Genomic DNA, 14,159 nt, shown 5'->3' with positions numbered 1-14,159 from the left:
TTAAAACTTTTCAAGTCTTTAACTGTGTAATAAAAACGCTAAAACCAACGTCTTTTTTTGAAATAAATAATCAAGGCTATAACCAATAAAAACATGGCTCCCATGACAATAAAATAGCCGTTTTTTGCTCGTAGTTCCGGCATGTATTCAAAATTCATTCCGTAGACTCCAACAATAAAAGTAAGCGGAATAAAAATGGCCGAAATAATCGTCAGGGTTTTCATAATCTCATTCATTTTTCGGCTTTGTTCCGAGAAATAAAAGTTTGAAGCACTTTCTAACGAACTCATATCCGATTCGATTTGCTCTAGCAATTCAAGGCTTTTTTGATGCAATCTGATAAAGAAACTAAAAGTCTCTTTTTGGATTCCATTATAAGTATCGTCGTCTTTAATCGTTTTTAAATAATATAAAGAATCACGAAGCGGAACAATAGAACGTTTTAGAAAATTAAAATTATCACGATGATTTTCAATCTTTTCCAAAATAACCGGATCTGCACCTTTCTTTGTTAAATTGATTAGTTCTTCGATTTTATCTTCTTCATCTTCAATCGTAATATAGAAATTCTCCATTACGGCATCAAGCAATAAATAGAGTAAATAATCGACCTTTTTAGTTCTCACAATTCCCGCATGTGTGCGAAGTCGTTCGCGAATATGAGTAAAGAAATCACTTCGTTTTTCCTGAAAAGAAATTAAAATTCCGTCTTTCAGAATAAAACTTATTTGCTCAACGCTAATATTATCCGAATATTCAGAAGGCAAAAGTGATTTTATATTAAAGAATAAGATATCTTTTTGTTCTTCAAGCTTGGTTCTTTTCGCAGTATTTAAAATATCTGCCAATAAAAAATCATCCAGCTTAAAATGTGTGCCAATAGTTTTTAGTAAATCTATATTATTTAATCCGTGAACATTGAGCCAATTATTTTTATTATAATCAATACAGGTATTTAATGCCAGAACCGTAAACTTATCATATTCAACAACATCGTTATCATCGTATACAAAAAGCTGCATCTCTGTCTGATGCTCTTTATGCGATCCTGTATACTCTAAAGTGATATGCTGAAGCTTGCGTCCCTTCTTGTATTTTATCTTTCTCATTCAATAATATTTTCAATAGTAATATTACGAAAAAGAATCTGAATGGGAAATGACATTTATCATTTTGACAGGAATCTATTGTCGCGTAATTTTAAATAATCATTACTTTTATAAACAGCAATTTGTTTTAGAATACATTTAAACAGCATAAAATAAAATGACGAACAAAATAAAAATCTCAATTCCAGAACCTTGTCATGAAAACTGGTATGAAATGTCTCCAACAGAAAAAGGTAAATTTTGTAGCAGTTGCCAAAAAAATGTAATTGATTTTACAAAATCCTCGGATAGGGAAATTATTTTAGCCTATAAAAAAGAGGAAAAACTGTGCGGCAGATTTAGAATATCGCAATTAGATCGTGAAATGATTATTCCTAAAGAAAAAAAATCAATCTGGATTATTGCAGCGGCTTCGCTCATTGCATTTCTTGGTTTAGGAAACCAAATAGCAAAAGCACAAGGCAAAATAAAAATAGAGCAAACAGATAAAAAGCAACTTAGTGATTCTGTAAACGTTAAATCTAATGGTAAAATCAGATATTCAGGGGTTGTTTATGATGAAAAGAACAATCCTTTACCTGGTGCATTTGTCTCAATTAAAAACACAAAAAACGGAATTTCAACAGACATTGACGGAAAGTTTTCAATAGAAGCGGATAAACGCGATGTATTAAGAGTTTTATTTGTAGGCTATAAAGAAGTTGAAATTCATTTGAAAAAAAATCTAAATCTAACCATCAAAATGAAAATTGACGAAGTAGAATTACAAGGTTTCTCAATTATAAGAGATCCAGAAGATGATTAAACATAATTTTACTAATTATAAAGTACAAAAAAACCGAGCCATTTCTGACTCGGTTTTTCCTTATTTATGATCTTCAAAAGATCCCGATAAAAATCGGGATAAGCGATTCACATTCCGATAAATCGGAAGTTCTCTGCTTATTTTACTTCTTCGAATTCAACGTCTTCAACATTGTCACCTTGCGATTGCTCTTGTTGTGGAGCTGCTTGTTGACCTTCACCACCTTGAGCGTACATTGCTTCTGTAGCTACTTTCCAAGCTGCATTTACATTGTCTAATCCTTTTTGGATTGCTTCAAGATCTTGAGATTGGTGAGCAAATCTTAATTCAGTTAAAGCAAATTCGATAGCTGTTTTTTGATCGTCTGTTAATTTACTTCCCAATTCTTTCAATTGACTTTCAGTCTGGAAAATAGTACTATCAGCTTCGTTCAATTTCTCAGCTCTTTCTTTTGCAATTTTATCAGCATCAGCATTAGCTTCAGCATCTTGTTTCATTTTTTCGATTTCTTCAGCTGTTAATCCAGAAGAAGCTTCGATACGGATATCGTGAGATTTTCCAGTTCCTTTATCAGTAGCAGTAACTTTGATGATACCATTAGCATCAATATCAAAAGTAACCTCGATTTGAGGAACTCCTCTTGGTGCTGGTGGAATACCATCTAAGTGGAAACGACCAATAGTTTTGTTATCAGCAGCCATTGCTCTAGCTCCTTGCAATACGTGAAGCTCAACAGATGGCTGAGAATCAGAAGCAGTAGAGAATACTTGAGATTTTTTAGTTGGAATAGTTGTATTAGACTCAATTAATGTAGTCATAACACCACCCATAGTTTCGATACCTAAAGAAAGAGGTGTTACGTCAAGTAACAATACATCTTTTACATCTCCAGATAAAACTCCACCTTGAATAGCTGCTCCAATAGCAACAACCTCATCAGGGTTAACACCTTTAGACGCTTTTTTACCAAAGAATTTTTCAACTTCGTCAGCAATTCTTGGCATACGAGTAGAACCTCCAACAAGAATAACTTCGTCAATATCAGATGTAGATAAACCTGCATCTTTTAATGCTTTAGCAACTGGCTCCATAGAACGTTTTACTAAAGAATCAGATAATTGCTCAAATTTAGCTCTAGATAATTTTTTCACTAAGTGTTTTGGTCCAGAAGCAGTAGCAGTTACGTAAGGTAAGTTGATTTCAGTTTCAGCAGAAGATGATAATTCAATCTTAGCTTTCTCTGCAGCCTCTTTCAAACGTTGTAATGACATTGGATCTAAACGTAAATCAATACCTTCTTCAGTTTTGAATTCGTCAGCTAACCAGTCAATAATAACTTGGTCAAAATCATCACCACCTAAGTGAGTATCACCATTTGTAGACAATACTTCAAATACACCATCTCCTAATTCAAGAACAGAGATATCAAAAGTACCTCCACCTAAATCGTAAACAGCAATTTTTTGATCAGTTCCTTTTTTATCTAATCCGTAAGCAAGTGCAGCAGCAGTTGGCTCATTGATGATACGCATAACTTTAAGACCAGCAATTTCTCCAGCTTCTTTAGTAGCTTGACGTTGTGCATCGTTAAAGTAAGCAGGAACAGTAATAACCGCTTCAGTTACAGTTTGACCTAAATAGTCTTCAGCAGTTTTTTTCATTTTTTGAAGAGTCATTGCTGACAATTCTTGAGCAGTGTATAAACGACCGTCAATATCCACACGTGGAGTATTGTTGTCACCTTTTACAACACTGTAAGGAACTCTTTTTGCCTCTTCTTGAGTTTCAGCAAAAGTGTGTCCCATAAAACGTTTAATAGAAGCAATCGTTTTTGTAGGATTCGTTACCGCTTGTCTTTTTGCAGGATCTCCCACTTTAATTTCTCCACCTTCAACAAAAGCGATGATAGATGGCGTTGTTCTTTTTCCTTCTGCGTTAGGAATAACAACTGCTTCGTTACCTTCCATTACAGAAACACAAGAGTTCGTCGTACCTAAGTCAATTCCGATTATTTTACCCATTTTTTATATATTTAATTTTTGATATACATTTTATAACTCAGGTGGCATAAGTCAATCTTTGTGCCAATATAAAAAACCAAAGTAAATTGTCAGTTTTAATATTGGCACGACAATAATCATCTGACAACATGACATTTTTCAAACCTGACAATCGTGGCATATCAGTACTTTACGTGTCATTATTAGGAGCTGTTTCCTGCTATCCACTATATCTTTTATGCCGAACCCCGGCAAAAAAGGATGTCGCTCCTATCAGGGCTAGAGCAATTATTTCCAAAAGAAAATCATCTTAATCTACTCCTTTAATGACTTTCAATGCTTTCAACTAAAACCCGAAATACCTATATTAGCTTCTTCAAAATCTATTTTAATGGAAAACTACAGCATCATTATTTTTATACTCGCCATTGTCATCGGACTTTCAGCCTTTACAGATGTTATAAAACTACCACAACCAATTCTGCTCGTTATAGTAGGAATTGCAATTGGCTTTATTCCAACAATGAACGAGATCGAAATTAATCCTGAAATCATATTTCTGCTCTTTCTGCCACCATTATTATATGATGCCTCGTTTAATATTTCTCCAAAAGATTTTAGAACCAATATCAATACTATTGGTACATTAGCAATAACATTAGTTTTTCTCACCACATTTTGGATTGCCGTAGTCGCACATTACATGATCCCGAATATAACCTGGCCATTAGCATTTTTACTCGGAGCAATCCTGTCAGCAACCGATGCTGTTGCCGCAATAAACATCACAAAAGGACTTGGAATATCACATAAAACCATAACCATACTTGAGGGCGAAAGTTTAATTAACGATGCCTCAGCATTAGTAGCCTATCGATTTGCCGTTGCAGCCGTTATGGGATCAGCATTTATAATCTGGAAAGCAACCCTGCAATTTATCCTTTTATTAGGAGGCGGATTCCTCGTAGGTTTTGTAATGGCAAAAATTCTGGCTTTCATACTAAGCAAAGTCCACAAAAAGAATCCAGAAGTTACCATCAGTTTCATGCTCTTAATGCCTTTTGTCACCTATCTTATTGCCGAAGAATTGCATGTTTCCGGAGTAATTGCAGTAGTTATTTTAGGTCTCGCAATTGCACGTTTCAGTAAAAAAATATTCCCCGAAAGCCTCAAAAATCACTCCCGAAGCCTTTGGGACATTATCATATTTCTACTAAACGGATTAATCTTTATTCTCATCGGACTTAATTTTCGTTATATCCTAAAAGGTATCGAAAACGACATGATATTGCCGTATATCGGATATGCATTCATTATCACAATTGTCGCTTTATTGATTAGAATGGTCAGAATATTTCTTCAGAAAATCAATCTTCAAAAAGCCTTTAAAAGCACACGAAATAAAGGGAAAAGAAAAGTCACCGAAGATGCTCTTTTAGACTTCAATAACAGCGTCATTCTAAGTTGGTCCGGAATGCGCGGAATCGTTTCTCTCGCAATTGCTATTGGTATCCCAAAACAACTCGAAGACGGAACTCCTTTTCCCGAACGAACCGTAATTATTTTCATCTCGGTTGCCGTTGTACTACTGACACTTATTGGTCAAGGATTAACGCTGCCTTGGATTGTCAAAAAATTAAGTGCCCGAGAAAATAATTAGAAGCTATTTCCTGCTGTCCTTCCAATCTTTTGTTCCGAACACCGGAACAAAAGGATTTTCCCTCCCATCAGGGCTAGGATATACGTTTTTTATAAAAAAATTCAATTTCAACAAAACCACTAATATCAAGCCTTCACAAACTTTTTAAACAAAAAATAAAAATATTTTCAAAAAAAGATAAAAATTTTGTCCAATTCCGGAAGTTCGATTGTTATTCCATTATAACAACATTTATAAACATTAAATTTAAACAAAATGGAAAATCGAATTAACATTCACGTAAAAGGACAAGAAGCAATCAAAACACTTTATCCAGTTGGCGGATACTTGAAAAAATCTCCATTGGAGCAATCACTTATAGAATTAGTTCTTTTTAGAGTTTCACAAATCAACAAATGTGCTTATTGTCTTGATATGCATTATAAAGATGCACGTCACAAAGGCGAAACCGAACAACGTTTATACGGATTAAGCGCCTGGAGAGAAACCTCATATTACACAAACCGTGAAAGAGCAGCATTTGCATGGGCAGAAGCTTTAACAGCATGCGACGTTACAGATTCAGTTTACAACGAAACCGCAAAAGAATTTTCAGAACAAGAATTAATTGATTTAACTTTAGCTATCACAAACATCAATACCTGGAACCGAATTAACCTTGCATTTCCTAACGAACCTGGAACTTACAAAGTGGGTTTATTTGGTTAATTAAAGCTTTATTGATCGATTTTTCAGATTCATTATATATATAAAATCAATCTGAAAAATCGATTTAAAAACATCAAAAGAAAAATTTATAACATTCAAAAAATAATATCATGAACGAATTTTTATTGATATTTCGTAGAGATTATATCACAAAAGAAACACAGCCTTCGCCACAAGAATTGCAAGATTCGCTTAAATTATGGCAAGATTGGCTAGGCGGAATTGCAGCACAAGACAAACTAGCAAGACCTTTGCAGCGTTGGGATGGCGAAGGAAAAATAGTAACCACAAACAAAAGCGTAATCAACGGACCTTATGCCGAAATCAAAGAAGCAATTGGCGGATTAATTATCATCAAAGCCGCAGATTATGACGAAGCCGTAACAATTGCAAACGGATGTCCAATCTTAGAATTAGGCGGAAATGTAGAAATACGCATGGCAGTTACAGCATAATAAATAATTATTTTTCAACACATAGAAACATAGACTTTTTTAGCAAAAAAATAAGGCGTTTCACTTATTTGAAATACACAAAGTTCGCTATGTGCAAGAAATGAATTTCTTTTTTATTTTCTTTTTCACACATAAAATCTATGTTTCTATGTGTTTAAATTAAGCTTTTATAAATTACATCTAACAGTTTACTTTTCACAAAAAGTATCGCATAGAATCATGGAAGAAAGCCAGCTTTTACCCAATTTATTCAGAACAGAGTACCGAAAAATAGTTTCGGTGCTCTGTTATTTATTTGGAATCGATAATATCGAAATTGCCGAAGACATTACAAGCGACACATTTCTCGCTGCAACAGAATTATGGAGTTTAAAAGGAATTCCCGAAAATCCAACAGCGTGGCTTTATACCGTGGCTAAAAACAAAACCAAAAATTACCTCAAACGAAATGCTGTTTTTGAGCAAAAGCTTTCCGTAGAAATAAAACATACCACAAATAAATCTGAAGAAATTGAAATCGACTTGTCAAACAAAAATATAAATGACAGTCAATTAGCGATGATATTTACGGTTTGCAATCCTGAAAATTCAGGTGAAGCACAAATTGCATTAGCATTAAATTTATTATGCGGATTTGGAATTCAGGAAATTGCCGATGCTTTTTTAACCAATAAAGAAGTTATTTATAAAAGAATCAATCGTGCCAAAGAAAAACTCAAAGAAGCCAACATTAAGATTGAACAACCAACAGTTTCGGAAATCAATAATAGATTAGAAACCGTTCTGACAACTTTATATTTACTGTTTTCCGAAGGTTATTATTCTACATCGCAAAACACTATTCTGCGAAAAGATCTTTGCGCAGAAGCCATGCGTTTGACTTTTTTATTGATCGAAAATCCAACAACCAACTTACCTTCCGTAAATGCTTTGCTTTCTCTAATGTGTTTTCACAGTTCCAGATTTGACGCCAGAACAAATGAAGATGGCGAAACAATTTTGTATCAAGATCAGGATGAAACGCTTTGGAATCAGGAATTAATCGAAAAAGGACAACATTATTTAGTTAAAGCTTCTACAGGAAACCATCTTTCAAAATACCATCTTGAAGCAGGAATTGCTTATTGGCACACACAAAAAGAAGACACACCAGAAAAATGGCAAAACATATTACAACTCTACAATCGCCTTCTTATTTTAGAATACTCGCCTATCGCAGCTTTAAACAGAACTTTTGCCCTTGCCAAAACCAATGGAAAACAAGAAGCTATTATCGAAGCCGAAAAACTAAATCTGACCAATAATCCTTTTTATTACTCTTTATTAGGCAATCTTTATACTAATATTGACAATAAAAAAGCCATAGAAAATTTTGAAAAAGCATTACAAATCACCAATTCTTCTGCTGACAAAGTAACAATAATCAAAAATATAAATGCAATTAAATAGTGTTGATTTTAATCCATGAAGCGATCATCTTTGTCAAATTTTCTACCAACATCCATCCTTTACGATGCATATTAAACATCCCAAAAAATACTCCGTTAGGAGTTACAGGTCGGTAAAAAACAAATCGGTAGACACAAAAATAATATTGTCCCGTAGGGACTACACAAATTAACGCGGTGAATATAAATTTTTTAATCAGGAGCTATTTCCTGCTGTCCGCTGTATCTTTTGTGCCGAACCCCGGCAAAAAAGGATGCTGCTTTCATCAGGGCTAGGACATTCGTTTTCATGAGAAAATCTATTATTACAAATAATATTAAAATTTAATCTATATTCGTCAACCAAAACCATAAACCCAAAACCATGAACCAAGAACTAGAAAGCCAATTTGACCAATTTGACAAACCTGAAATTATTAGAAGACAACTTCTCCCGTGGTGGATTAAGACATTCTGTTGGATTTTTATGATAATGGGCGTTGTTGGTTTCGCAACAATACCTTTTAGTTTTTTTACATCAAACGTAAACCTGTCAATTTATGGTTTTAGCAGCAATACAGCACTCTCAGGAATTGGGATTTTCATTATCGCCATTATAACATTTAAAGCATATGTTGGTTATTCCCTTTGGTTCGAAAAAGAAAATGCCATATCACTAGCTAAAATTGACGCAATACTTGGAGTTGTAATTTGCATCGCTTCCATGTTTATACTTCCGTTTATTAACGACGTAAACGGACATTTTTCTTTGCGATTAGAACTTGCATTATTAATTCCATATTATTTAAAAATCAACAAAATTGAATACGAATGGGATAATTTGGAAAGTATATAATTATCCTAAAAGAGATAAAAATTTACTATGCACGAATAATACTTTTTGCTTTTCTGCTATCAATTTGCTTTTTTATTTGTAATTTCGGTTTTCTGAAAATGATTGTTTTTATGAAATAATATTCAATATAAAAACATTCAGAATAAAATTAAAATACAAGTATAAAATGGCTTCATTTATTAAAGAAATTTCATTTCGCTGGTCAGATCTTGACCCAAATTTTCACGTTCGTCATAGTGCTTATTACGATTTTGGTGCGCAACATCGTATCGAAATCCTCGAAGAACTTGGTTTGACTTTAAGAGTAATGCAAACACAAGGTTTTGGTCCTGTTTTATTTAGAGAAGAATGCATCTTTAGAAAAGAACTAAAACTTTCAGATAAAATATTCCTTCATACAAAAACTTCAAAAATGAAACCAGATGCTTCGCGTTGGTCAATCATTCACGAATTTAGAAGAGAAGACGATACACTTTGTGCAGTAATTACAGTTGATGGCGCATGGATGGATACCAAACTACGCAAATTAGCATCTCCAACACCAGAAATTGCAATTGAAGCTTTGAGCATATTCCCAAAAAGTGATGATTTTGTTGGATTATAAAAACAAACTTCATTTTTCATAACTTTATAAAATCCAAAAAACTATAATTTTAAATATATGTTTTTTGGATTTTTTAAATTCAAAACTCATGATCGATTTCCTAAAAGACTTTAGAATAATTATCGTTATTGCTACAATTGCACTTGTAACAATCGTTCTTGGCGCTGTTACAGACAAAGTACTTCGTTATTTTTTGTATCGAAAATTATCCGATAAAGAATATGATGCGACAGGATTTAGATTTTTAAAGCATTTGATTATAACCGTAATTTACATTTTAGGATTTGCCTTTGCCTTAATACAAATCCCCGAATTCAAAATTATCGGACATTCCTTTTTAGCAGGTGCCGGCGTTATTTCGTTAGTCGCAGGTTTAGCTTCTCAACAAGCTTTGAGTAATATCGTTAGCGGAATATTTCTGGTTATTTTTAAACCTTTCCGAATAAACGATAAAATCACAATCAATAATTTTATCGGCACAGTAGAAGATATTAATTTGAGACAAGTCGTTTTGAAAGATGCCGAAAATAACCGAATTATAATCCCAAATTCCGTAATAAGCAATCAGATTATTGTAAACACGAATATGCACGATACTAAATGCTGCAAAATCATCGAAATTGGAATTGGTTATGAATCCAATGTCGAAAAAGCATTAGAAATCATGCAAGATGAAATTGCCAAACATCCGCTTTTTATCGACACCAGAACCGCCGAAAATAAAAAGCAAAAAACACCTTTGGTCGTGGCAAGAGTTGTTGCACTCGCAGATTCAAGCGTAAACTTAAAAGCTTGGGCTTGGGCCAAAAACTCAACAGATGGTTTTGTGATGTATTGCGATTTATTACAAAGTATAAAAAAACGTTTTGACGAAGCTAAAATCGATATTCCATATCCACAAAGAGTAATAACGATTAAAAAAGACAAAGAATAAAACTATTCAAAAGAATAGAAAACACATTAAATCGATTTAATCTCGCCAAGTTTTTTTGTTTCACGCAGATTTAAAAAAATTTAAGCAGATAGATTTTTTCAAAATAAATCTGCCATAATCTGTAAAATCTGCGTGAAACTTTTTCAATTCTATACATCGAATTTTATAATCTAAAAAAATCCGCCAAAACCCGCTTAATCAGTAAAATCCGTGGGCAATCAATTTATTGAAATTTCAAACCAAAATTCACTTTATCAAAAGTAGTACTGCAAGAAACTGCAAACCTGCCAATATCAAGAGTTCCAAAAATACCACCGACTCCATGTCCGGAATAAAATCCGCCAGTCGAAAATCGATCAACTTGATATTTTAAAGCAATATCATTGACTCTACTGCTCAATTGCCCAAAAGCAATTATATGTGGAATAATTTCGTAACTCGCAAAAACTTTCGGAACCAGTTTTTTATAGTAATCAAAACTCTCATCCGTTTCATAATCAACAATTGAAGAATGCAAATTCTCTAAACTTGCGCCTACAAAAGTATTTTCACCAAAATTATACGAAACACTAAATCCTGTAAAAGTTCCTTGATAATCACTTCTAGAATCAACATAACCAATTGCAATTGTCGCTCTGAACTTATCGCAGATTTTTCCAATATAACCAATATAAGTTCGGTCAATCTCAGATTTATCAATTCCGGCACCAAAAATAATATCATCATCACACATATCAAATGCATACTGAAAATAAGACGAATATTCATCTTTATTGGCGGCAACAACGCTCCTCCCTTTATCAAGATCGATATTAGGAGATATTAAAGTAGAATTTATTACTGCGAAATCAAATGTATTGACTTCCTGAGCAAATATAGGCGTTGTGAGTAAGAGTAAAAGTATAGTTTTTTTCATAATACCAGTTTTAGCATACAACATTCTTACTCTAATTTACAGACTATTTTCCTGTTAATAAAAGAAGTTCTTTGAAGTACAGCATTACTCGTTAAAATGCAATATTTTCACAATCAGTGTCTTACGGGACATTAAATTTACAAAATATAATGCTCTATTCGCTAAAAATTCAATAATAATTAATTACAAACAGTTCTAAAATCTCTTCTTTTTAGATTTTCTGATAACTTTAAGACTCTATTTTTTGCATTTAAAGATGCTTAACGGTAATTTTATAATCCTGTAAATTCAAAATCTGCCCGAAAATGAAAATTATAAAATTAATATTCCTATTATTTCCTGTTTTCTGTTTTTCGCAAGAAGTAAAAATCAAAGCATTAGATATTAATCTAAGTAATTACGAATATCCATTTCCTGTAAAGTTCATAGAATTGAGCAATCAGCGCCAATATCTAAAAATGGCTTATATGGATATTATTCCGCCGAATTACAACAACAAAAATATTGTTTTGCTTCACGGTAAAAATTTCAACGGAGCTTATTGGGAAACCACTATAAAAGCATTAAGTGCCGAAGGATTTCGAGTTATAGTTCCGGATCAAATAGGATTTGGAAAATCGTCAAAACCGGATAATTTTCAATACACATTTCAGCAACTTGCAGAAAACACTAAGAAATTATTAGATCATTTAGGAATCGAAAAAACAACCATTCTCGGTCATTCTATGGGCGGAATGTTAGCAACCAGATTTGCCTTAATGTATCCTGAAACTACCGAAAAATTAGTACTCGAAAATCCAATTGGTCTTGAAGACTGGAAACTTGTTGTTCCCTACAAACCTGTCGATTGGTGGTATGAATCTGAATTAAAACAAAACTATCAGAACATAAAAACTTATCAGATGACCAATTATTATGATGGAAAATGGAATGCTGATTTCCAAAAATGGGCTGAACTTGGCGCTGGCTGGACAACTGCTCCTGATTATGATCGCGTTGCCTGGAACTCCGCACTTTTGTATGATATGATTTTTACACAACCTGTTTTATATGAATTTAAAAACATAAAAAGTCCAACACTTTTAATCATCGGAACGAGAGATAAAACGGCTTTAGGAAAACCATTGGTTTCTGAAGAAGTTCGAAAAACAATGGGGAATTATTTAGAGCTAGGCAAAAAGACACAAAAAGCAATTCCGAATTCAAAATTAGTAGAAGTTCCAAATACCGGACATTTGCCACATATTGAATCTTTCGATCAATTTATAAAACCATTAATTGTATTTTTGAAATAAACAATAAGAGTTTCCGCCACGAATTCACGAATTTCATTGCTAAATTATTTAAAAATAATTCGTGAATTCGTGGCGGAAACTTCAATATAACTAATCTAAAACTAAAATATATGTTTACACTAGAACAAATCAAAGAAGCGCATTCGAAAGTACAAAGCGGTGCAGATTTTCCAAATTATATACAAGACCTAATTATTTTAGGCGTTAAAGGTTACGACACATTTGTAAATAATGGTAATGTCGAATATTATGGCGTAAATAATTATACGGTTTCAGCAGAGGAAAGATATCCGGAAATTGAGGTTGCTTCTCTTGCCAATAAAGAACGTTTTATCGAATTTTTGGTAATGCACCAAAGCGGTCAAACGGATTATCTTGCTTTCTGCAATCATGCTGCGCAATGTGGTATTGCAAAATGGAGAGTTGATATTATCGAAATGACATGTACATATTATGACAAATCCGGAAATGAAATTTTGATCGAGAAAATTCCTGATTAATCAAAAATTAACTAACCAACCAAACTATATTGAATGACCATTTTTAATAACAAAGCTTGTATTCTAATTGTAAAGAGTCTCTTGATAATACTTTTTTTAGGTTGTTTTGCTGGATATTCTCAGCAGAAAAAAAGCAAATCAAAATTTAAAGTAATTGCTTTTTATACTGCGAAAAATGATCAGGCACATATAAGTTTTGTTCATGAAGCTAATAAATATTTTCCAAAAGTTGCTGAAGAAAATCATTTTGAATATGATTCTACCAACAATTGGGACAATTTAAACGCTAAATTCCTGGCAAAATATCAAGTTGTTTTATTTCTGGATACAAGACCTGAAACGCCAAGTCAGCGAGAAGCTTTTCATAAATACATGGAAAATGGCGGAGGTTTTATAGGATTTCATTTTTCGGCTTTTGCATTAAACGATTCTGATTATCCTCAAAACTGGAATTGGTATCACAATACTTTTTTAGGTTCCGGCGAATACGGAAGCAATACCTGGCGACCAACATCGGCAGTTTTGCGAGTAGAAAATCAACATCCGGTTACGAAAAATATTCCAAAGACATTTTCATCAGCGCCAAACGAATGGTACAGATGGACTAACGATCTTACCAAAAATCCGGACATTAAAATTCTTTTGGCAATTGACGAAAGCAGTTTCCCACTTGGAACCGGACCAAAAGCGCATGAAATCTGGCATAGCGGTTATTATCCTGTCGTTTGGACCAATAAAAACTACAAAATGCTGTATGTAAATATGGGTCATAATGATATTGATTATGAACACGGAACGAACAAAACACTTTCGTATACATTTGAAAACAAAGTAGAAAGCCAATTAATTTTGAATACATTGCTTTGGTTAGGAAATTCTAAAAAATAAAA

General features: G+C 33.2%; 14 protein-coding genes. 11 read left to right on the top strand and 3 right to left on the bottom strand.

Annotated elements, in window-relative coordinates; all coding sequences use genetic code 11:
* Positions 1 to 38 precede the first annotated feature (38 nt).
* Positions 39 to 1,109, bottom strand: a complete 1,071-nt coding sequence (corA, locus tag WN975_RS02845) for a magnesium/cobalt transporter CorA (protein WP_337965123.1) — start codon at positions 1,107 to 1,109, stop codon at positions 39 to 41.
* 157 nt (positions 1,110 to 1,266) lie between these two features.
* Here corA and WN975_RS02840 point away from each other — a divergent pair, with 157 nt between their 5' ends.
* Positions 1,267 to 1,914 carry a carboxypeptidase-like regulatory domain-containing protein gene (locus WN975_RS02840; protein ID WP_337965122.1) on the top strand — a complete coding sequence of 216 codons (648 nt, stop codon included), beginning with the start codon at positions 1,267 to 1,269 and terminating at the stop codon, positions 1,912 to 1,914.
* A gap of 137 nt (positions 1,915 to 2,051) precedes the next feature.
* Here the strand turns inward: WN975_RS02840 and dnaK are convergent, their stop codons facing one another.
* Entirely contained in the window at positions 2,052 to 3,935 is a 1,884-nt protein-coding gene (dnaK, locus tag WN975_RS02835; RefSeq protein WP_337965121.1) for a molecular chaperone DnaK, read from the bottom strand.
* Between the two features lie 370 nt (positions 3,936 to 4,305).
* On the opposite strand from dnaK, the gene WN975_RS02830 reads away from it, so the two are divergent.
* From WN975_RS02830 to WN975_RS02800, 7 genes are all read left to right on the top strand, one after another.
* A complete protein-coding gene (locus WN975_RS02830) occupies positions 4,306 to 5,574 on the top strand; it encodes a Na+/H+ antiporter (protein ID WP_337965120.1) in 1,269 nt (422 codons plus the stop codon).
* Between the two features lie 255 nt (positions 5,575 to 5,829).
* The gene (locus WN975_RS02825) at positions 5,830 to 6,282 is read left to right on the top strand and encodes a carboxymuconolactone decarboxylase family protein (protein ID WP_121325681.1); all 453 of its coding nucleotides are present in this window, start codon (positions 5,830 to 5,832) and stop codon (positions 6,280 to 6,282) included.
* Positions 6,283 to 6,392: 110 nt separating this feature from the next.
* Positions 6,393 to 6,737, top strand: coding sequence for a YciI family protein (locus tag WN975_RS02820; protein WP_337965119.1), 345 nt, complete (start codon positions 6,393 to 6,395; stop codon positions 6,735 to 6,737).
* A gap of 219 nt (positions 6,738 to 6,956) precedes the next feature.
* Positions 6,957 to 8,186, top strand: a complete 1,230-nt coding sequence (locus WN975_RS02815; protein WP_337965118.1) for a sigma factor — start codon at positions 6,957 to 6,959, stop codon at positions 8,184 to 8,186.
* A gap of 363 nt (positions 8,187 to 8,549) precedes the next feature.
* The gene (locus tag WN975_RS02810; protein ID WP_337965117.1) at positions 8,550 to 9,020 is read left to right on the top strand and encodes a hypothetical protein; all 471 of its coding nucleotides are present in this window, start codon (positions 8,550 to 8,552) and stop codon (positions 9,018 to 9,020) included.
* A 166-nt stretch (positions 9,021 to 9,186) separates the two neighbouring features.
* A complete protein-coding gene (locus WN975_RS02805) occupies positions 9,187 to 9,624 on the top strand; it encodes an acyl-CoA thioesterase (protein ID WP_230713373.1) in 438 nt (145 codons plus the stop codon).
* Positions 9,625 to 9,712: 88 nt separating this feature from the next.
* Positions 9,713 to 10,558, top strand: a complete 846-nt coding sequence (locus tag WN975_RS02800; protein ID WP_337965116.1) for a mechanosensitive ion channel family protein — start codon at positions 9,713 to 9,715, stop codon at positions 10,556 to 10,558.
* A 223-nt stretch (positions 10,559 to 10,781) separates the two neighbouring features.
* Here the strand turns inward: WN975_RS02800 and WN975_RS02795 are convergent, their stop codons facing one another.
* On the bottom strand, positions 10,782 to 11,474 hold the full coding sequence (locus WN975_RS02795; RefSeq protein ID WP_337965115.1) for a hypothetical protein: 693 nt from the start codon (positions 11,472 to 11,474) through the stop codon (positions 10,782 to 10,784).
* 305 nt (positions 11,475 to 11,779) lie between these two features.
* On the opposite strand from WN975_RS02795, the gene WN975_RS02790 reads away from it, so the two are divergent.
* From WN975_RS02790 to WN975_RS02780, 3 genes are all read left to right on the top strand, one after another.
* The gene (locus WN975_RS02790; protein WP_337965114.1) at positions 11,780 to 12,769 is read left to right on the top strand and encodes an alpha/beta hydrolase; all 990 of its coding nucleotides are present in this window, start codon (positions 11,780 to 11,782) and stop codon (positions 12,767 to 12,769) included.
* 110 nt (positions 12,770 to 12,879) lie between these two features.
* The gene (locus WN975_RS02785) at positions 12,880 to 13,269 is read left to right on the top strand and encodes a DUF1398 family protein (protein ID WP_337965113.1); all 390 of its coding nucleotides are present in this window, start codon (positions 12,880 to 12,882) and stop codon (positions 13,267 to 13,269) included.
* 33 nt (positions 13,270 to 13,302) lie between these two features.
* Complete coding sequence (locus tag WN975_RS02780; protein WP_337965112.1) at positions 13,303 to 14,157, top strand: ThuA domain-containing protein; 855 nt, start codon at positions 13,303 to 13,305, stop codon at positions 14,155 to 14,157.
* Positions 14,158 to 14,159 lie beyond the last annotated feature (2 nt).

It is taken from the genome of uncultured Flavobacterium sp., from assembly GCF_951805225.1.
Taxonomy (GTDB): Bacteria; Bacteroidota; Bacteroidia; order Flavobacteriales; family Flavobacteriaceae; genus Flavobacterium.
The sequence above is the reverse complement of the archived record's forward strand: the minus strand, read 5'-3'. Positions and strand labels throughout refer to the sequence as shown.